Source organism: Bacillota bacterium (genome assembly GCA_012842395.1).
Lineage (GTDB): Bacteria > Bacillota > SHA-98 > UBA4971 > UBA4971 > UBA6256.
This window is the reverse complement of record DUSX01000002.1, coordinates 33,251-52,472: the sequence shown is the minus strand read 5'-3', so window position 1 is coordinate 52,472 and position 19,222 is coordinate 33,251. Positions and strand designations below refer to the sequence as shown.

Sequence of the window (19,222 nt, the reverse complement as noted above, 5' to 3'; positions counted from 1 at the left end):
TCGACTGCGTAGACCGTGTACCGTGCAACCCACATCCCCCCGTGATGCGCGTCTTTCCGTCTTCCGTCCCCCGTGCCATAAAGAAAAGTCCAGCCTGCAACAAGCCCCGTTGCGCATGCAGCAAGCAAGGGCAACTTAGCGCGCTGTCGAGCAACGAGCTTGGCAGATAGGACTCTCTCAAAGTCTCCCGTCCGCTCCGCCTGACTCCCAGCCTCTGGAGCAAAACCCTTCCTTCCACTCGCGCCGCCGGCATGGCAAGGCTGCTATGGAGTCCAGTACATAATCAGGTTGAATCGCTGACCTGGACAGGTCCTCCCGACGAGTTACTCCAGTCAGCACTAGAGCCGTGGCCATTTGCGCCTTTTTCCCCATCAATATATCGGTCTCCAGGCGATCACCCACTACGAGACACTGGTCTCGCCCAAGGCCGAGGCGGCCGAGTGCAGTCTGAAGCATCATGGGGTTCGGTTTACCTACAACCAACTCAACCTTGAGTCCGGTCGTACCTTCGATTGCCCCAATCATCCCTGCGGCGTCAGGAATCTCCCCCCCTTCCACCGGGCAGGTTCTGTCAGCATTCGTAGCCACCAGCCGAGCCCCATACCTCACGGCCTGTAGAGCGTGGTTCAGTTTCGCATAGGTGAACGTCCGGTCGAACGCGATGACGACATAGTCCACATGGGCGCCCAGTGTTGTCGGGTCTTCCACAACCTCCACGCCAGCCGCCCGAAGCTCGTGAACAAGCGCCATTTCCCCGATGACGTACGCTCGACAGCCTGGTGCACAGTCCGCCAGATAGCGTGCCATCACCAGCGATGAATTTATGACATCATCCGCTGGCGTAGGTATGCCGAGTTTTGTGAGCTTGGCGGCGTACTCTTGCCTGCTCTGAATGGGCTTGTTGGAGAGAAAGACTACGCGCTTGCCCATCGCCCGGAGGCCCATTATCGCCTCTCGCGCGCCGGGAATCAGTTTGTCACCGCGATACACGGTGCCATCCAGGTCGAGAATGTACCCCTCGAAGTCCTCGACGGAAGGGCAAGAGCGCCCCGTGCCAGGGTCTGAGTTGGAAACTGCTTTCGAATACATTGGTCTTGAGTTCAGGCTAAGCATAGAATCCACCCATTCTGGCTCCGCCCAGCCTGTTGGCGGCGAATAGCCTGACGCCTCGCGCACCGACGCTTCGCGCGGCCTTCTCCAACGATTCGCGAAGCACTAGGCATGGCGCCATAAGTCGTCGTCTCCTTTCTTGACGGCGTTAGGGTTGCCGGTGCTTGCACGACGGGGCGTGGAGAATTCGGCTGTCTTAAGCGCCGAATTCGAACGAGGCGCGCCGCAACCGCGCCGTCCCCGGAGGGCAACACCGGCAACCCTGGGCGGGACCGCCCCGCTGAAGAGTAGCGCGGACTTGTGGCGACACACTTAGAACACCACACCCTCTCACCTCAACCACCTCCCTGCGTAGTCCGGTGAGCCCCCATTGTTCACGAGTAACTCACAATCATCCGCTCCAAGTACACGCACGTTGGTACACGTCTTCCCAGAACCACCCCCAGTACATAGGTCACCTCGACCCGAGGGAGCACTGGCCCCACTCAAGGTACGAGTCCGAAGATCGCCCACCACGGGACAGCAATGAAGTTTACTACAAGCAACGTAGCGAAAAGCATCCCAAGGCCGAACTTCAAGACATCAGAGCGAGTCAAATTCCCGTGCTGCTCGTACACCATGAGTGCGGTTGCAGTCTGCTCAGGGTATAGCGCCACAGAATCCACTGATATCAAAGCAACCAGGCCGTATACAAGTGGGTTTAAACCAGCCTGTCGCGCAAACCCCGTTATTATAGGTAAAAGCAATGCCAAACATGCCGGGATGCTGGGGATTGCCGCATGAACAAGAACCGACACTAGCACCGTTGACGAGACCATCATGTAAGAAGGTACGCGACAGCGAAGGATACCCATAGTTAACACGTCGCCCAGCCAGGCGCATGCCCCTGTCGACTCAAGGACGTGCGCTATGCAGAGAGCGGCACCAGTCACCACGAACAGCGACCAAGACACGTTTGAGGCGAACTCCTGCCATGACATGGTGCCGCACCAGGGACTCAGCACGAGAACCGCACCCAGCAGTGCTGGGGCTGCTGGATTCCAATGGTGTATGTAGTCAGTAAGCCAGAGAACGCACGCTAGGCCGAGAGCAACCATGACCTTCCACTCTTGAACTGATACCATTCCTGGCCGCTCGTCGGAGGGAAGGAGTTCGCCTATCTTGACATCCGGGGCGTGTCCCAACCACACCGGCTTATTCACAAGGGCGCTTTCACTACCTTTGTGGAACTGGCAAAGAAACAGAATGAGGACAAAACCCGATAGGATCACCATAGCATACGGGACAGCCATCAAGACAAGCCAGCGGAACCACGTGAATCCGCCTCCGAGCAGACTCGCTGCCAGGGCAGGTGCAATCCCACCCGTGAGGATCATCGACGAAGCCATGGGATTCAGCATTCCGAGAATGAGGGACACAGCCTTTGCGAGGTTCTTCGACCCTCGGAATGCAGGATGTTCCAATACACTCTTGTAGGGGGCTATCAGAATCGCATTCCTAGTCAAAGCAGAAGGGACAATGAGCGTCATCAACGGAAGAAACGCGACCGACTGTAGCATGAGACGAAAGCTGTTCCCTTTGCAGAGGGCTACCATGAACCTCGCCATACGGTGCGCTAGGCCGCTTGATGCAACCGCCGAGCCGAGCGCGAGAACGCCGACAAGGAACCACAACACCGGCTCAGAGAAGCCTGCAAGAAGAGCCAAAGGGCCGAGACGCGGTAGCATCGCCAGAAGCAAGAACAACCCCCCCAGGGCCGTCACTGCAGGGTACAGAGTGCCCGCCGCCCATAAGGAGACGACAGTCGCCGCGACAGCCAGAGCTCGAGAGCCGTCCGGCCCAAGCGAGGCCGGGCCCACGCCTACCGACACTGCAAGACAGCACACAACGCTGACAATCAGACCTAGGACTTTCGGCAGTGAAGATAGCGCGGCGGACCTACGCGCGAGCATAGCGCCACAACTCCCTCTTGCTAGTCGAGACTCCAAGAGCCCCAGTAGCGAGCACTGCCTCCACTTCCGACACGCTTTCCACCAGGCCGCCCGCGATGAACGGTGAGATCTCGTCCACGGGCAACCTATGAATGATGTTCGGAAGGACGAGTGCAGGTAGGATCTCTACGGCATCCGGCTGGGACGACGCAACGACTGATAAACCTGTCCTAAGCGATTCCGAGTCGAGGACGAAAAGACGCTGCACTGCAATGAGCCCCTCATCTTTGGCGGCCCTGATGAGCGAACTCCTTGTCGTCAGAATCCCTCTCACGCCAATCTCCCTGGCAAGCCACTTCATCCCGACGGGGTCTTTCCCGATGCCTTGTACCAAGTCCACGTGACAAAAGACCTGCTGACCGTGCGCTGCAGCCCTCTGCACGACGTCACGCACGTCATAGATGGATCCGGTCAAGAAAAACACTAACCGTGCGCCGCAGCTTGCGGCTTCATCTATCTCCGCCGCCTGCCTGATTGCCGGAATTACGGGATGCTCCGCCAGGTGCTGCAAGGGTGCCGTCCCCATGAGAGTCTGTCGGCTGCCCTCTTCTCTCATGGTCTTCGCCTCCTCGGTGCGCAGGCCAAGCAACCTCACCTACCCTGCGCCCCAATCTGCCTATGACGTAGTGAACGGTAACTGAATCGAACACCAGGCGCACCTATCCACCTCACAATAGCCAAGTCGAGCCAAAACGGTAAGCGACCGCATACGTGGCTAGACGGGCACAAAATAAAGAGAAGCGAAGAGCCAGAAGCAACCGACTTCTGGTTCAGCCTTCTCCTCATCTCCGAGCCGAAACCGAGACAAGCCGCCCGATAGCGTACCTGTTTTCCTCTTATACCGTTTGATGGAATATTCTACGTAATGGAGTAGACTCCTGCCTGAAACCGTCATCGGTTATCGCTTTTTTCCACTCACCAGCCTATACCCTCACAAGGCACTTGCCTCGCTGTGCCCGCCAACTACCCCGGCCTGCGTCTTCTCTTGGCAGCTTTCCGTGGCCGTCATCCGTGGCAGTGAACTGCCCCCGGTCGGAGCGTGGAATGTGCGATCACGGTGTTGCTGCCTTCATGACTTGGTCGAGAGATGTCTGTAGCTGCCCTAGCCCGGAGTGGGACCGTGCACGGCGAAAGATGGCGCAGTATACGGCGGTATAGGAAGATACGGAGAAACAGCACTACGCTCGTTGTGTTTCGAGGTTGGCCACCTATAGGCCATTTGGTGCCCTGAGTCCGCGCAGTACTCTCCCCTTTTGCACGCCGGAGGTACCACCAAACGAGTTGACGAAACGTTGTCTCAACGCACCATCGATAGAGTACGGCTGGTGTTGCGCCAAAGGCGGAAAGCCTGCCGTTTACTCTGTCTGGGACGATGGCAACATGCATACATGCATATTGGAGGCACGCAGCGGAAAGGCAAGTAGACTGCCAAAGTAGACCGCCACTCGACCGCGCAGCGTGGAACGGCTATTGTCCATCTGACCGGGCTCAAGACTGCTTGAGTCGCACCACGGATTCCACATGCGAAGTCTGCGGGAACATGTCCACAGGCTGCACCAGCGTCGGCCGATAACCGATTCCCGCCAGAATCCTCAAGTCGCGCGCAAGGGTTTCCGGGTCGCAGGAAACATACACGATCCGGCTAGGCTCGAGGAGCGCGAGCGCCTGAAGCGCTCTGGCGTCGCAGCCGGCGCGTGGGGGGTCAAGCACCGCCACGTCCACGTGACGCGGCAGAACACTGGCTTCTCGAATCTCTCGCGTTCCCCGTCCCGGAGCATCTTCACGGCCCCCCGCTTCTCTATAAGGCAGACTTGCAGGAACTTCAGCAACAACACCGGCGTCAATGCCGAAGCCGAAACGCGCGGAAAGAACGTCCTCCACTCTTCCCGCGATGAAGGTACAGTTCTCGAGGTGATTCAGTCGGGCGTTCCTTCTCGCGTCCGCGACGGCAGAGCCGACCTCCTCGATGCCGAATACCTGCCCGCACTCCCGAGCGAGGACCAGGGAAATGGAACCGACGCCGCAGTAAGCGTCAAGCGCTACCTCGCCCCCAGATAAGCCCGCGGCCCGGAGCACCTCGCGGTAAAGCACCTCCATCCCCTCGGGATTGACCTGAAGGAACGAGTCGGCCGACACTACGAACTCAAGGCCGAGGATGCGCTCGCGGAAGAAACTCTCGCCCTTCACGAGCCTCGCGCCCGCGCACCGCGGCTGGCTCAGCCCTCCCGAAACTTGACCAGGCTGCCCGGGCTCGAGCGTCGCGCCGCCTCTGCCGGTGGACCCGGGCTCCTCGACCGCTTCAATCACGCCGACCAGCTTGGGAACGGCGGCCATGAGCTCATCCGCTATTCGCTCCGCCTCGTCGAGACGCCCGCCTGCCGGGATAAGCACGGCAAGAGCCTGCTCGCCGTCGCGGTTGCACCTCACTACGAGATGCTTGAGCGCGCCCTTTCGGGATACGCGAGCCCGCGCCTGCCCAGGTTCCCAGCGCAGACCACGGGTTGCGCCACACACCCCGCCGGCGCCCGCGGCCGCCGGTCCCCCCGAAGCGCCATTCCATATCGGTATGCCGTAGCGGACCAGGAGAGCGTTCAGCGCCTGGAAAACCTCGTTGTTGGTCCGATGCTGGATCAGGCACTCGCTGAAGTCGACCACATCGTGGGTGCGACGGCCATAGAACCCGGACGCAAATCCGCTCCTTTCGCCACCGCACTTGGCGCCTTGGGCGTGCCCATCCCCAGCCGCACCGCCGCTGCCGTCGCCTGGGCCTAGGCCTAGGCCTAGGCCTAGGCCTGGGCCGTCCCGGCAGGTGCAGTACGAGAATCTCGCCTTGTTGCGGTAATGAAACACCGCGGGCGCCGGGAGACAATCCCCGACGGGAACGTCGTCGAACTTGCCGATACGCCTCAAAGCCTGCTCCACACGGCGCCTCTTGTAGGCGAGCTGTGCCTCGTACGAAATGTGTTGGAGCTGGCACCCTCCGCATCGCAAGTAGACCGGACACGGCGGTGGCACCCTATCCGGCGACTCCCTTTCGAGCGAGAGGAGCTCCGCCCTGGAAAAGCCCCGCCGCTCCTCCGTGATCCTGACCACAGCCACGTCGCCTGGAGCGGCGTACGGCACGAACACCACGCGCCCATCCTTCCTGCCAACCCCCTCGCCCGAATGGTTCAGGTCAGTGACGTGGAGGGTGAAAGCCTTACCTTGCTCCATGCGCGCTCCCCGTCCGGTCACTCCGCCTCCGCCTGGTCCCTGGCGGCTTTGTAGATCTCGCGCAGGTCGTCCACGACTCCGAGCAGGCTCATCGCGAGTCCCAGATCCCCGGAGAACATGATCTGGCCGGACATCGCTGCCCCCATCGGGTCCACTTCACCCGCGAAAACCCCGTCGAGGGTCTCGGCGTCCATGGCAAGCCTGATCTGAGCGGACGTTATGTCCGCGCCGACCTCGCCGCCTATCTCCCCGTCCCGGAACGTGAGAAGGAAAGTCTCGTCGAGGTCCGTGATGGTGAATCCTACCGTGAGCCTGAGCCCCTGGGTCGCGCTGAGGACCCGAGCATCCGACCTCATGAGGTCAACCATGCGCCGGGCCACCTTGCGGAGTTTGTCTCCGGACTCGTAACGAGCCACCAACACCACTGCCTTTCTTCCACGGTTTGCGTGTGACGGGTCCCGCAAGAGCACGCGGGCGCGCCAAAAGGCACGTGAAGCGAGGGTGCGAGAGTATGCGCGCCCCACCGAACATCCTTCGCGGACCGCCCGCGACAATTATACCACCACGGCCGCATGCAATCACCGCGGGATCCGAAAGGGGTTAGCTCCACGGCGCAGATGCGGCGCCGCGCGGCGACTGCAAGGCAAGGCTCGTCAAGTCCAGAAGCGGCGGGGATCCAGAGCCGAGGTTGACACTCGCGCGCCCGCAAACTAAGATGGAATGGAGTGGATAACCGCGTGAGCGGCCCTGGGCGTCCGCTCGGATGGTCTGGGCCCTTCAGGTTGCCTGCGGGCGCGGCGTCCAGGTCCCGCGGCCACCTGATGCCGCCTGCTACCCCACCTGCTACCGGCCGCGGGCCCAAGAGAAAACCAAGGAAGCCAAGGGGTGAGCGCATGGCACGACAGCTTCATCCGTCGTCGATGAGAGTCCAGGAAGCCCTCAGGGCTCTCGGGTGCGCGTCGGTCGTCCGCGAGCTTTCGGAAAGCACGGCCACCTCGGCGCAGGCGGCCGAGGCTGTCGGCGCCACCGTGGGTCAGATAGCGAAGAGTTTGGTGTTCATGGCCGGAGGGCGCCCGGTCATGGTCATCGCGTCCGGTGCGAACCGCGTGGACGTGCAAAAGCTCGCCGCTCTCACTGGCGCTCCTGTGGTGAAGGCTGACGCGGAAACGGTGCGCGAGGTCACGGGTTTCTCCATAGGCGGCGTCCCTCCTGTGGGTCTCAAGTCGCCGTTGCAGGTCTTCCTCGATCGCGACCTGCTGCGGTACAACGAGATATGGGCCGCGGCAGGGACACCCAGAAGCTTGTTTGCCATCGCTCCCGCCGACCTCGTCCGCATCACCGGCGCCGTCGTCGCGGACGTCGCCGAGAGGCGGCCATAGCAAGCCTGGTGGGCGGGGATCCGCGAACGATGCGCGGACCGCGTCCGGCCGCCGGCAGGTCTTTGCTGCCGGGAAGTCCGTCGCATCGTCGCACCACGCTGGCACGTGCGGCTCAAGGAGTGGCTCGCCGGCTTCTCACAGCGTCCGGGGCGAGCGGTCTGACCCCAGTCGTGTGAATCCGAGGTGAAGGCGTTGGTTTTGCGCAACCCTGCTCTTCTCGCGCCGCTTCTGGCGTGGGCAATGTCGCAGATCTTGAAGTTCCTCGTGGACTACGCGGTCCACCGGAGGCCCGATTTCACCAGGCTGGTGAACCCCGGCGGCATGCCGAGCTCGCACTCCAGCCTTGTCTCCAGCATGTCCGTGATGGTGGGCCGTATCTCGGGTTGGAGTTCGCCTGTGTTCGCCGTGGCATCGGTCCTCTCTCTCATCGTGCTGTACGATGCAGCAGGCATCAGGCGCGCGGCCGGACGGCAGGCGCGCGTGATCAACAGAATAGTGGACGACCTCTATAGGAAGCACCGCGTCCGGGAGGAACGCCTCCGCGAGCTTCTCGGCCATACCCCGCTCGAGGTGCTGGCTGGGGTTGGGCTCGGCGCGGCGGTGGCGTTCAGTTGGCCCCTCCGTTGAGGGGGCGCGGGCGCGCACAGTGCTATCAGCTGAACCGAGACCGGAAGGAACTCCGGTGGGCTGCGCCGCAACCTCGCCAGGCCCCGACACGCGGTAGACACGCGGGAAAGGAGTCACGAATCAAAGGTGAACGTCGTGGGAATCAGGACAAGAGCTCAAGATGAGCTGGTTGACATAACCGCCGACGTCAGGAGGCTCGTCCGTGAATCCGGGGTCCGGCGCGGCGCGTGTGTGGTGTACGTGCCGCACACCACGGCAGGAGTGACGATCAACGAGAGTGCGGACCCAGACGTCGCCCGCGATATCCTTGAAGCCTTGACGAACATGGTCCCGAGGCGCGCGGCCTATCACCACACAGAGGGTAACGCCGCTTCCCACATCAGGGCCACGCTCGTCGGCTCCTCGGTCACCATCCCGGTGGAAGGCGGCGACCTTGCGCTGGGCACTTGGCAGGGCGTGTTCTTCTGTGAGTTCGACGGCCCGCGGGCGAGAAAGGTCTATGTCCAGGTGTTGCCGTGTGAGTAGCTCGCCAAGCGGGTTTTCGGCGGCGTCCCCCTGCCCGCCTCCTTGCCCGCCTCGGTGCCCGACCGCAGGTCCGCCCACCTGCTCGCCTCCATGTCCGCTTGCAGGTCCGCCCCCTGGTCCGGCCTCCGGTCCGCTCCACGGCCCGGCGTGCAGACCCGCGGGTAACGACGCCGCCCTCGGGGCAGGAGGCTTGTCCGAGGACGCCTTCGGCGGCATGCCGGCGTCACTGCTGGAAACGCTCGGGAACTGCCGCCTCTGCCCGCGAGGATGTGGCAGGAACCGGCTCGCCGGAGAGGTCGGGTTCTGTGGAGCAGGCGCCCTGCCCAGGGTCGCGCTGGCGTCTCTTCACTATTGGGAGGAGCCGTGCGTGAGCGGGACCAGGGGCTCCGGCACCGTGTTCTTCTCCCACTGCAACTTGCGCTGCGTTTTCTGCCAAAACCACGTCATAAGCCATGGCGGATTCGGCAAGGACATCACCGTGCCAGAGCTCGCGCAGGTCTTCCTGAGGCTCGCCCGCAAAGGGGCCCACAACATCAATCTCGTGAGCCCGGCACATTTCCTGCCGCAGGTGGCTTGGGCGGTCCACCTCGCCCGCGATCAGGGGCTCACGATTCCAGTGGTGTACAACACGAACGCTTATGAGCTGCCCGAATCCCTCATGCTTCTCGAGGGCCTCGTGGACGTGTACCTCCCAGACATCAAGTATTGCAGCAGTGAGGCCGCGAGCCGTTACTCGTCCGCTCGCGACTACTTCACCCGCGCCACGCGCGCGATTCTTGAGATGCACAGACAGGTGGGCCCCGCAAGGTTTTCTGCCGATGGCATTATGACGCGGGGGGTGCTGATAAGGCATCTAGTCCTGCCGGGCCTCGTCCCGGACAGCAAGAGGGTGCTCGACTGGATCAGGGCCAACCTCCCGAGCGACACCTACGTGAGTGTGATGTCCCAGTACGTCCCCATGCACCTGGCGGCGAAGCACCCTGAGATCAACCGCAGACTCACTTCGCGCGAGTACGAGGAGGTCCTGGACTACTTCGACGACATCGGGCTCCAGAACGGGTTCATGCAGGACCCTTCGTCCCAGGACTCGTCGTTCACCCCACGCTTCGACCTCAGCGGCCTCGAGGGGCTAGGCGAGTCGGGCTAGGAGCCAAGGCCAGGGTCAGCATCAGGGTCACGGCCAGGGGCAGGGGCGGGGGTAGGAGCAGGGGCAAGGGCAGGGGCAGGGGCCGGAGACCGGGGCGGGCGCCAAGGCGCCACCTCGCGCGGCACCGCATACAGTAATTGTGTACCGGGACGTTGAACTTCCCCAGTCCCAGTAGCTGACGATTCGGACGAGCCAAGCGACGGCTTTGTAGGCTTCAATCGGGCTGAGATGGCATCTTGGGGAGAGTCCAACGCTCTCGCGCACCACCACAACGAGCTGGGAGGGAATTACAGTGTCTTGGTTTCGGCGTGTGGCCCTCGGGGCCCTCCTCGGCCCGGTATTCCCCGCTTTCATGTGGGGACCTTTCACGCACGTGCACATCAATCGAATGGCTCTCCAGAAGGCGAAGGAACTCGCCGCGGCGGGACCGGAGGGAAGCCCGCAGCGCGACGTCCCCGGTAGTCGCGATGGTCTCGATGGCACAACGACCGGGACCGGTGTGATGGGCGCGGCCAGCACCGCGGGCTCAGCCAAGAACGCCAGCGACAAGGATGCCCCGATCAGCCTCGGGACAGGCGCGCGGCCCGTCAACAAGGAGCTCCTCGCGCTCTTGACCTCGTCACCCGAGGTCGAAAACGCGTACATACTAGCGGCCAACAGCGCGGACGCCATCTCGAGCTACCACACGCTCAACAACTTCACCGCGTATGACTACACCCACAACTCCATCCCCGACCACGCCCAAGGTCTCCCGAGCTTCGGATACACCCTCATCGAGACATGGCGACGCCTTCCTGAGACAGCATGGCATAACAGCGCAGACCGGCTGCGTGACCTCGCAGTGGCGTGTGGGTGGTTGTCGCACCAGCTTGCCGACTGGTACGCCCATTATGCCTGCATCGACGGTCAAGGCGATGTATGCGATCCGCCCGATGCCATAGCTGATGAACTCACCACGTTCTCGGGCTATTCTGATTCACACCGGGTCCTCGGCCACGATTACCCGCTCCCCTTTCTCAGGCGCTATAACCTCGCCGACCACGGGCTCACCGAGTTTCTAGTGGATAGTCTCCTCATCTTCGGCCCGGACGGCCACAGGTTCGAGAACCTCTCCCTTCCCCGGCTTTCAACGCTCAAGAACGGAAACACGAACATCATCACCCTCGCCTCCGAGGACTTCGACGGGTTCGTTCGGCTCCCCGAAGACCACATCCCGGTGCTCTGGCGAAACATGAATCTCATACTCCTCGGCATGTACGTCATGCAGCAGCTCGTGCGGCTGCGCCAGCCCCTCATCAGGCGTGAGGCCGCGAAAGTCGTGCGTTCGGACTACGTCGACCTGTCCGTGGAGCGGGTGCTGGACGGGCTCTTCTGCAAGAGCTTCGACGAGATCGCTTACCTTGCCCGCCTTGGGAGACGGGCCCGGCCTTCTGACAGCCCCATCGGACCGCTGGAGAGCGCGGGGGTCAAATACCCAGGAACCGTGATATTCAAAGTGGCGTACTCTCTAGCGTCGTCCTTGTCCGCACCGGACGGCACCATCACGACGAAAACCGTGGCACGCGCCATGGACATCATTGAAAATCCACTGCGCACGCTGGATCACGCTCCCGTGATAGGACCCATTCTTAAGTCGGATCTGGTAGCGGACGTGCTCTGGAACAAGGTCGCGAAGCCCTCGGTGGACGCGTTCATCACAAACACCTTCGACAGCCTCGGCGCCACGTCCAAGGACGGCCGGGCGCCCGTGCAGGAAGCCATCCTGGCATTCGCCAACGCAGTGCTCCTGAAGCGGCGGTCTATCGAGGCGGCGCGCAAGGACTTCGCGGCCGCGATGAAGCCGGTCATCACCGTCGTGAACCGCAACGGGAGCGAGCTCCCGGGAGGCCGCGAGATGCCGACGCAGGCCGAGCTCCTTGACATGGTGTTCCGCAATCGGGAGATCGTGTTCAAGGCATGGCCTGCCATCCCGCGCGGGCGCCGGGAGCTTGCAGATCTTAAGTGCCTGGACATAAACTCGGTGCGCGTGAACGTCAACGGTTACCCGCTCTCGGAGCACCCGGAATTTGCCGAGCTTGCGGTGGGGTTCGAGTCCGACAGCACAGCGTCGCCTCTCCTTATACGGCTTAAGCTCGGGCCGGCATTCCGACCCGGGAGGTACGACATTTTCGTCGACGTGAGAGACGCTTCGGGCACTGGGGCTGAGTACCTGTATTGGCCGGTGAACCTCGGCACGTCGGCCCAAAGCTGAAAGCTCATCTTGTAGGCTGAGTGACGACAAGGGGAAGGGGCTCCGCGGTCGTGCGGGTGCCCAGGATACTTCGCGGTGGCGGCCTGAGCTGCAGCAAGCACGTCCCTCCCCTCCTGCGTCCTTGTCCACGTGCTTGTGCATGTGCTAGTCTGGGTGCTTGCCTAGGTGTTTGTCCACCTGCCTTTCCGCTGTGTTTGCCCCCGTGCCTTCGATCAGGCCGCCATATGCGGCGCACTTTCGAGCCGGGGTTGCCCGGCTGCTCGAATCGCGGACGAGCCTAGATCCCTTCCATCCGTCACGCATGCAAAACGATGCATGATGTGCATCACCGTTTGCCCCATATTCGTTCGGCACGTCACGTCACAAGCCCTCGCCGCGTCGCCCCGGCGAACCGTGTGACAAGGGAAGACGCCGGACAGGCCACCAGCCGCTTAGCCTCTCCGGCGCGCTGGCACGCTGGCACGCTGGCCAGCTGCCGGCGCCTGGCCGGTGCCTGGCAGGCCGGCAGGCAGGTAGGACGCAAGCCGGCAGGACGGTCAGAGCAGGAATTCGCTGGTCCTCGCTGAATCTTCTGTATGGTGCCATGCAGAATCAAAGACCCCGCAAGGAGCGCAGGTTGGTTGAAGCAGTATCCGGTCGGCCGATTGGCTGTGTGGCCACCCAGCGTGTAGTAAAGTGCCCGGACGGCGGGGGTGTTATCATGGCCGAAGGCTTTGTCTGGCGGGGGGTTGTGGAGGGGTTCTACGGCAAGCCGTGGACCCACAGCGAGCGGATGGACATGCTCGCTTTCATGTCGGATGTCGGGATGAACGCCTACCTCTACGCGCCGAAGGACGACCTATACCACAGGCAGCGATGGCGAGCGCCGTACCCGGCGGATCTCCTTGCCCGCCTCTCTGAGCTCGCGTCGCACGCAAGGAGGCACGGCATCACTTTCGTCTTCGCGGTGAGCCCCGGGCTGTCCCTGCGTTACTCGGACAGGCGCGACCAGGACGCCCTCCTCGCGAAACTGAAAGCCATGCACGACGCGGGGGTACACGCCTTCGCCCTCCTCTACGACGATATCCCTGCTGAGTTGCGCCATGAAGAAGATCGCAAGGCTTTCGGGAATTCACTGGCAGCCGCGCAGATCTCGTTCACGAACGCCGTGTTCGCCCGCCTCAAGGAACTCTCGGACCAAACCTCGCTTATAGTGTGTCCAACGCAGTACTGCGGTGACCCGGCCACGGAGTATGTCCGCGAGCTCGGGGCGGGCTTGGACCCCGCCATCGACGTCATGTGGACGGGGCCGGCGGTGTGTTCCAAGGAGCTTACGCTCGAGCACACCAAGGCCGTAGCCGGGTCCCTGAATCGGCCGATCACATACTGGGACAATTATCCGGTGAACGACGGGCCCATGAAGTCGGAGCTCCACATCGGGCCCTACACAGGCCGGAGCCCGTACCTCCCTGAGGCGGCCAAGGGAATCTTCCTGAACCCCATGAACCAGGCCGAAGCCTCCAAGATCGCGCTCGCCGCGGCCGCGCGATATCTCACAAGCCCTGTCCAATACGACCCCAGGTCTGCGTGGGAAGACGCGGTCGTGCACGTCCTAGGTAAAGACGCCCTGGGCGCTTGCGTTCTCTTCACTGACGCTTGTGCTATAAGCCCGCTTCACCCGGAAGATCCGCCCGGGATCGCATCGGTCCTCGAAAAGGCGCGCAAGCGAGCGGAAGGCGGGGAGCTAGGAGAGGCGGCCGGGATACTGTCCTCATACATGCTTGAAATGAAGGCGTCCGCAGCCATGTTGAGCGGAAACCCCAACCGCAAGTTCGTCGAGGAAGTGAAGCCCTGGCTCGAGGAGTTTTCGGCGTGGGCCGAGATAGGCCTCTATACGGCGAAGCTCATTCAGGCTGCTCAAGCCTATGTCGTCGCCGCATCAGCGGCAAGATCGCGCCTCTCCCGGTTCCTGCGCGCTCTGCCGATACTGCGAACTAGGTCGCGTCTTGTTCGGATGCTCGCACGCAGCGTCCGCTTTAAAACGCGCACCTGCGGCAACAGCGTGCTGAGTCTGGCCCTGGATGTCCTCAGGCGAGTGGGCTGAGGGCGCTGCCGGGAACGAGAACGAGAGTAACGATTTGTTTGGGCTTGACATCCACCACCAGCTCGCAGCCGCTGCCAGGTTCGAGTCGCACAGGTGCAACCGGGGTCTCGTCGAGCCTCGCAAGACACGCTCCCTCGAGACGGATCCCAGCCTTCAAGCGTGCGCCGATGTCTCGTTCGCCCGGATTGTGAACCCTCACGACAAGGGCATTTCCGTCCTCTGCCTTCTTGACGGCGCTGACCGCGAGCGCGAACACAGCCTCATCATCGTCTCCGCCTTTGCCGTCGCAAAGTCTGAGAAGGCCAAGCTCGCTCGGGAGGTCGCCTTCGTGCGGCGTGGCCAAGTAGGCTACGCACGGGCACATGAATCGGCGCACGATCGACATGATCGAGCCTGTCGCTGCGTTCGACCAGTCACCCGAGTGCGGCACGATGGCGTACTCGAACACGTGCCTCCCCAGACACTGCGCTCCAGGGGTAAAGACAGGCGGGCCAGCATGGCCTTTCCGTGTCGCAAGGTCATCCCTGGAGAGCCACTCAACGCAGCGCAGTAACGTTACAGCGATGGTCGACGTCCCATCGCGCTCCTCTACGCATTCGTACTCCGGAAGCCCACGCGTCGCCACGGCCAAGCCGCGCGTCCCGTCGCCCACGTCGACGAACCCTTGATGCGGGCCAACCGCCGCCTCGGGTTGGAACCAATCGTCTCCGGTGTGACGCGGCCTCTGCGCCCGTTCCACCGCGTCGAATTGCCCCCGCGCCACGACGCGATCCGCCCTCACCCCTGCGGGGAAGAGCGCCCGCAGGCGGTGATCCCGGGCTGCGTTGCTCACTTCCGTACGTATCTCTACGTAAGGTGCCCCCGCCGCCAGCGTCACGTGGGTTACAATCGAGAGCGGCACACACGTACTGGCGCGCCGCTTCCGGCCCGGGTCGAGGGACGCGGGGATCTCCCACGGTATCTCGACCCGAAGCCTCCCGAGGTAGGGTCCAGGCTCTTCTACTCCCACGCTGGCAGTGACGTTCCTTGTTGTTAGCGGCTCGTCCGGAACCGGGGAATAGTCGTATTCGTCACCGGCATCCCCCGAATCTTCGAACACGTTCAGGCCGTGGTACGTGAGCCCGGTACGTTTGTCCAGGATGTCAAGCGCCCCGCACAAGGAGACTTGCACCTTCAGGAACTCGTTCTCAAGGGACCGCTCGCCCACCGCAACGAATGTGGCAGCTGCATCCGCGTCTGCCACACCATGAGCGGAGGGCGCGCTGCAGCCCCATCCGCCCTGAACGTGTCCGCGTGGTCCACGTGAGAGGTGGTACACTCGATACCCGACGGCCGGCACGTCCCGTACGGGAAACGCCAAGTGCATCGCGGGCTTGCCTCTCCGCACCGCATCGTGGAACAAGGCCGATGGGTCGAAGCCTGGCTCAGCTCCGCCACACCGCAGCACTTGGACGCGCACGGCGTCGTCCCCTTCCCCTGCCGAGACGAAGTATTGGCACCCGCCTGTGGAGGTGGAAGCCGTAGCACCGGGCAAGGGTGAGCAACCCGCCGTATCCGCCGTATCGTCAGCTGAGCCCTGCGTCGCGGAACAGTCGGCTCTGCCGCACACGGACGCCGTGTCGCCCGCCATCTCGTCGCACGGAACATGTACCGTCACGATACCGCTAACTGGCCACGGATTGGGGTTATACACCAACACCGGCTGGGTGCTGCTTCCGTAGGCCCCCGCGCCCCCGGAGGCGCGAACCGTCTTCGCGCGCCGGGAGATGCTCGCCAGGCTCTCGGTGCATACCGCCACCGCAATCTCGCGGGCCTGTGTGTATCGAGCCGTCATCTCCGCCGCGACCTCGTCCGTGGAGCACCCGCAGATGCTGTCGTGAGCCTGGTTCTGGAGGTACAACTTCCAAGCGAGGCCGAGCATGGCCGACGGGTATCCCGTTCCAGCCAGAAGCCATGCGGCAGACGCCAGCGGCTCCGCATAACACGTGAGCCACGCGTCGACCTCCTGATTGAGCTGTTTCAGCGGCATCCTGGACGAAAGCACGCTGTAGAGCATGTTCTGATAACGGCTGCCCCTAAACTCTCCCTCGTACACCGGCAACACCGGTCGCCTGCACCCGCACTCGGGCCAGCCGATGGCCGTGCTGCTCTCGCACCCGGCGTCCCCATCCCCGCCAGGCGCGACCCGTGCGCGCACCATTTCCACATAATCCTCAAAGCTTCCCTGCGCGAGACGGATTGCCAGGACCTTGCCATCTCGCGGCACCGCACCAGCCTCATCGGCCCTGACCTCGTCGCGAACACCATCGCTCCGCTCCTGTCCGGAGCATCGCGCGCGCGCGGCCTCGCCCAGCGCGGCCTCCCCGAGCGCGGCCTCGTTCAGCGCGGCCTGCAGCCCGGAAATGATCTTGGGTAGATCCGCCCGCGGGGCCAAGTGGTCTGAACCCGTGTCGAGGAGCACAACTCCCGTCCTCGACCGCGCGGCCAGGAATCGCGCCAGGTCACGCGTGAATCGCACTGCTTCGTCGAGTGGCATACTTTCTCTGTCACCTGCGGCGAACCTCGCGTCGGACGCCCAGGGATTGAAGCTTCCAACGGGCGTAAAGCTCCCGTAATGGGCCGGAAGCCATAGGGCAAGCACCTCGCTCCCGTCGGGGGAACGCCACATGAACTCCGCGCCGAGGCTTTCGCCTTCGTCGCCCATCCCGCGGGAGAAGATCGCGGATGCGATCCCGAAGCCCTGGAGTATCTGCGGAAGCTGGCGGATGTGGCCGAAGGGGTCCGGAACGTACCCCACCCTCATCACCGCACCGAAGCGCCGCGCCACCCTCGCACCAAGCAGGAGGTTTCTGACCATGGCCTCCTCACTTGAGAGGAATTCATCAGGAAGCACGTACCATGGCCCTACCAGGAGCCTCCTCCCCTGGATGAGGCGCCGCAGCCTGTCCTCATTCTCGGGACGCACTTCGAGGTAATCTTCGAGCACAACCGCCTGGCCGTCGAGGGTGAAGCACCTGAACGACTCGTCTCTCTCGAGCAGGTCGAGTAGGTAATCGACGAGGGCAACGAGCCTCGCCCTGAACTGCTGGAACGGCAGGTACCATTCCCGGTCCCAGTGAGTATGGGATACGACGACGGCTTCAACAGGTTTCACTCGAAATCACCTCGGCGTATATGGGGTTCGTTAGAGCGACGAAACGCGGCCCCGGAAGCCCCGACCTGCTGTCGGCAACGATCTCGCAGCGGTACCATACGTCAGTCACAGGAGCGTCCTCAAACTCCACGCGCCCGTCGCCATCGCGCAGAAGTGGCGACTCAAACGCCACGTTTGCTCCTTGGCCCCGGACGCCCCGGACGACGCGTGCCACCAGGCGGCCGGCATCGGCATGGGCGTTGGTACGGGCACGGGCATGAGGGTGTCTGTCGTCGTCATCCGCCGCATCCGCCGGCCAGAGGACACGCACAGCCAGGCCGACTCTTCCGCCCCTTGTCACCTGTACGCGGTCCCCCGGCATGTAAGGCCTGTCACAATCGCCCACTGCAAGCGAGAAGTCCAAGCGTGGGCCGGAACTCACGTACACGCGTCCCGTTCTGAGGGAGTCCATCAGTTCGCCCCTCGAAAGCGAGCACGCCCAGACGTACGTGTCCGCGGTCTCCCTACCGAACAGGTCCTCACGCCTGTGCACGTCCCGCGCGGCCACGCCCGTTATCCTGTAGCCCTTACACAAAAGCTCGTCCCACCAGCGCATGGCGAGGACGTTCCACATTATGCGGGCAGTCCACGGACCTGACCATACTTCCATGAGGTCCACGAGAGCGGGGTCCGTGTTGTCGTACTCCCATTCGCAGCCTGCGCAAACGGGGTACCCTACGCTGAAAGGATGTGCGATGGAAAAGAGCCCGCCAATCCGGCGCACCTCCCGCGCTTGCTTGTTCAGGCCATCGCCCTTGGACGCATCGTGCCATGGTATGAACTCCGACACGTCAAGCGCGACTGCATGGCCGTAGAAAGTCGTGAGCTCCATGCCCGGGATCACGAGCGGCCCGCATGAATCCCCCGCCCCGGCCGCGTCCGGGGCGTCTGCGGCAGAGACCGCCCCGAGTTCGTACAGCGCGCTCACCGTATTGTGGTCGGTGACCGCAATGAAATCAAGCCCCGCCTCGTGCGCGGCGTCCACGAGCTCCCGCGGGGAAAGCATCCCGTCGCTATGATTCGTATGCGCGTGGAGCTCGCCACGCCAGTAGAGCCCTGCGAAGGTCGCGCATCGCACCTCGAGCTCGTACGAACAGATGTCGGTCACCACCGCATGGCACTCCAAGACAGCGATCCACTTCCCCGGAGGAATGGCGCCTGCGACAAAGCCCCGCGCGGCGTGCGCCTCACCCACGGTCACCCACTGTCCGAAGTGCTGGGGCGAGTCCCAACGGCCCCGGAAGGAGCCCCGCGAGTCGAAAACTGCAACGTTCAGGAGGTTCTGGAGCGGCTGGACGCGCCGAGACGCCTCGTCCACGAATCGTTCGAAGAAGGCGGCGAGCTCATGGTCGCCTGCCATTTCGACCTTCCCTCTGTAACGAGCGATCTCTCTCGACCAGCGGCCACGGAATTCCTGGGCCGTCAGTGGCACTTGTAGCTCCTCACGCCGTGGAGCGTAGGTGAGCCTCAGCATTACCTCCGATGCGCCGGGCGGCACGAAGAACTCGAACCGCTTGAAGGTGTGTGAATCCGTGCGCGTCAAAGTGCCCGAGAAGAGCCGGGAGTATCCGGTACTGCCATCCATCTTGCGAAGTCACCATCCTGACAAGTGCCGCGGTCCACGTGGGACACATCTCATCATCGAAATCTCATCGCCAAATAGAGAGCGCTCGGCACCGGGCCCTGACCATAGGGCGGAAAGA

13 protein-coding genes are annotated in these 19,222 nt (G+C 63.0%); 6 read left to right on the top strand and 7 right to left on the bottom strand.

The features are described 5' to 3' along the window. Window positions 1-177: 177 nt before the first annotated feature. From GX515_00580 to GX515_00560, 5 genes are all read right to left on the bottom strand, one after another. On the bottom strand, window positions 178-1,089 hold the full coding sequence (locus GX515_00580; GenBank protein ID HHY31506.1) for an HAD-IIA family hydrolase: 912 nt from the start codon (window positions 1,087-1,089) through the stop codon (window positions 178-180). A gap of 506 nt (window positions 1,090-1,595) precedes the next feature. Next, window positions 1,596-3,062, bottom strand: a complete 1,467-nt coding sequence (locus tag GX515_00575) for a hypothetical protein (GenBank protein HHY31505.1) — start codon at window positions 3,060-3,062, stop codon at window positions 1,596-1,598. Further along, window positions 3,049-3,657 carry a glycerol-3-phosphate responsive antiterminator gene (locus tag GX515_00570; protein HHY31504.1) on the bottom strand — a complete coding sequence of 203 codons (609 nt, stop codon included), beginning with the start codon at window positions 3,655-3,657 and terminating at the stop codon, window positions 3,049-3,051. Before GX515_00570 ends, GX515_00575 begins: the two co-directional genes overlap by 14 nt. A gap of 932 nt (window positions 3,658-4,589) precedes the next feature. Then, window positions 4,590-6,314 carry a class I SAM-dependent RNA methyltransferase gene (locus GX515_00565; GenBank protein ID HHY31503.1) on the bottom strand — a complete coding sequence of 575 codons (1,725 nt, stop codon included), beginning with the start codon at window positions 6,312-6,314 and terminating at the stop codon, window positions 4,590-4,592. Between the two features lie 17 nt (window positions 6,315-6,331). Beyond that, window positions 6,332-6,739 (bottom strand): hypothetical protein, encoded by a 408-nt coding sequence (locus GX515_00560; protein HHY31502.1) that lies wholly within the window; start codon window positions 6,737-6,739, stop codon window positions 6,332-6,334. Between the two features lie 468 nt (window positions 6,740-7,207). On the opposite strand from GX515_00560, the gene GX515_00555 reads away from it, so the two are divergent. The 6 genes from GX515_00555 (at window position 7,208) to GX515_00530 (ending at window position 14,326) form a co-directional block, all read left to right on the top strand. Then, a complete protein-coding gene (locus GX515_00555) occupies window positions 7,208-7,693 on the top strand; it encodes a YbaK/EbsC family protein (protein ID HHY31501.1) in 486 nt (161 codons plus the stop codon). Window positions 7,694-7,933: 240 nt separating this feature from the next. Beyond that, window positions 7,934-8,320, top strand: a complete 387-nt coding sequence (locus tag GX515_00550; GenBank protein ID HHY31500.1) for a divergent PAP2 family protein — start codon at window positions 7,934-7,936, stop codon at window positions 8,318-8,320. A 126-nt stretch (window positions 8,321-8,446) separates the two neighbouring features. Further along, window positions 8,447-8,845, top strand: a complete 399-nt coding sequence (locus GX515_00545) for a YjbQ family protein (protein HHY31499.1) — start codon at window positions 8,447-8,449, stop codon at window positions 8,843-8,845. Window positions 8,846-9,074: 229 nt separating this feature from the next. Beyond that, window positions 9,075-9,992 (top strand): radical SAM protein, encoded by a 918-nt coding sequence (locus tag GX515_00540; GenBank protein ID HHY31498.1) that lies wholly within the window; start codon window positions 9,075-9,077, stop codon window positions 9,990-9,992. A 292-nt stretch (window positions 9,993-10,284) separates the two neighbouring features. Next, a complete protein-coding gene (locus tag GX515_00535) occupies window positions 10,285-12,243 on the top strand; it encodes a hypothetical protein (GenBank protein HHY31497.1) in 1,959 nt (652 codons plus the stop codon). A 700-nt stretch (window positions 12,244-12,943) separates the two neighbouring features. After that, window positions 12,944-14,326, top strand: coding sequence for a hypothetical protein (locus GX515_00530; protein ID HHY31496.1), 1,383 nt, complete (start codon window positions 12,944-12,946; stop codon window positions 14,324-14,326). Here the strand turns inward: GX515_00530 and GX515_00525 are convergent. Both GX515_00525 and GX515_00520 read right to left on the bottom strand, forming a co-directional pair. Next, window positions 14,310-17,480 carry a hypothetical protein gene (locus tag GX515_00525; protein ID HHY31495.1) on the bottom strand — a complete coding sequence of 1,057 codons (3,171 nt, stop codon included), beginning with the start codon at window positions 17,478-17,480 and terminating at the stop codon, window positions 14,310-14,312. The two genes, GX515_00530 and GX515_00525, sit on opposite strands and share 17 nt — an antisense overlap. Next, window positions 17,467-19,104, bottom strand: coding sequence for a CehA/McbA family metallohydrolase (locus GX515_00520; GenBank protein HHY31494.1), 1,638 nt, complete (start codon window positions 19,102-19,104; stop codon window positions 17,467-17,469). Before GX515_00520 ends, GX515_00525 begins: the two co-directional genes overlap by 14 nt. Window positions 19,105-19,222: the final 118 nt, after the last annotated feature.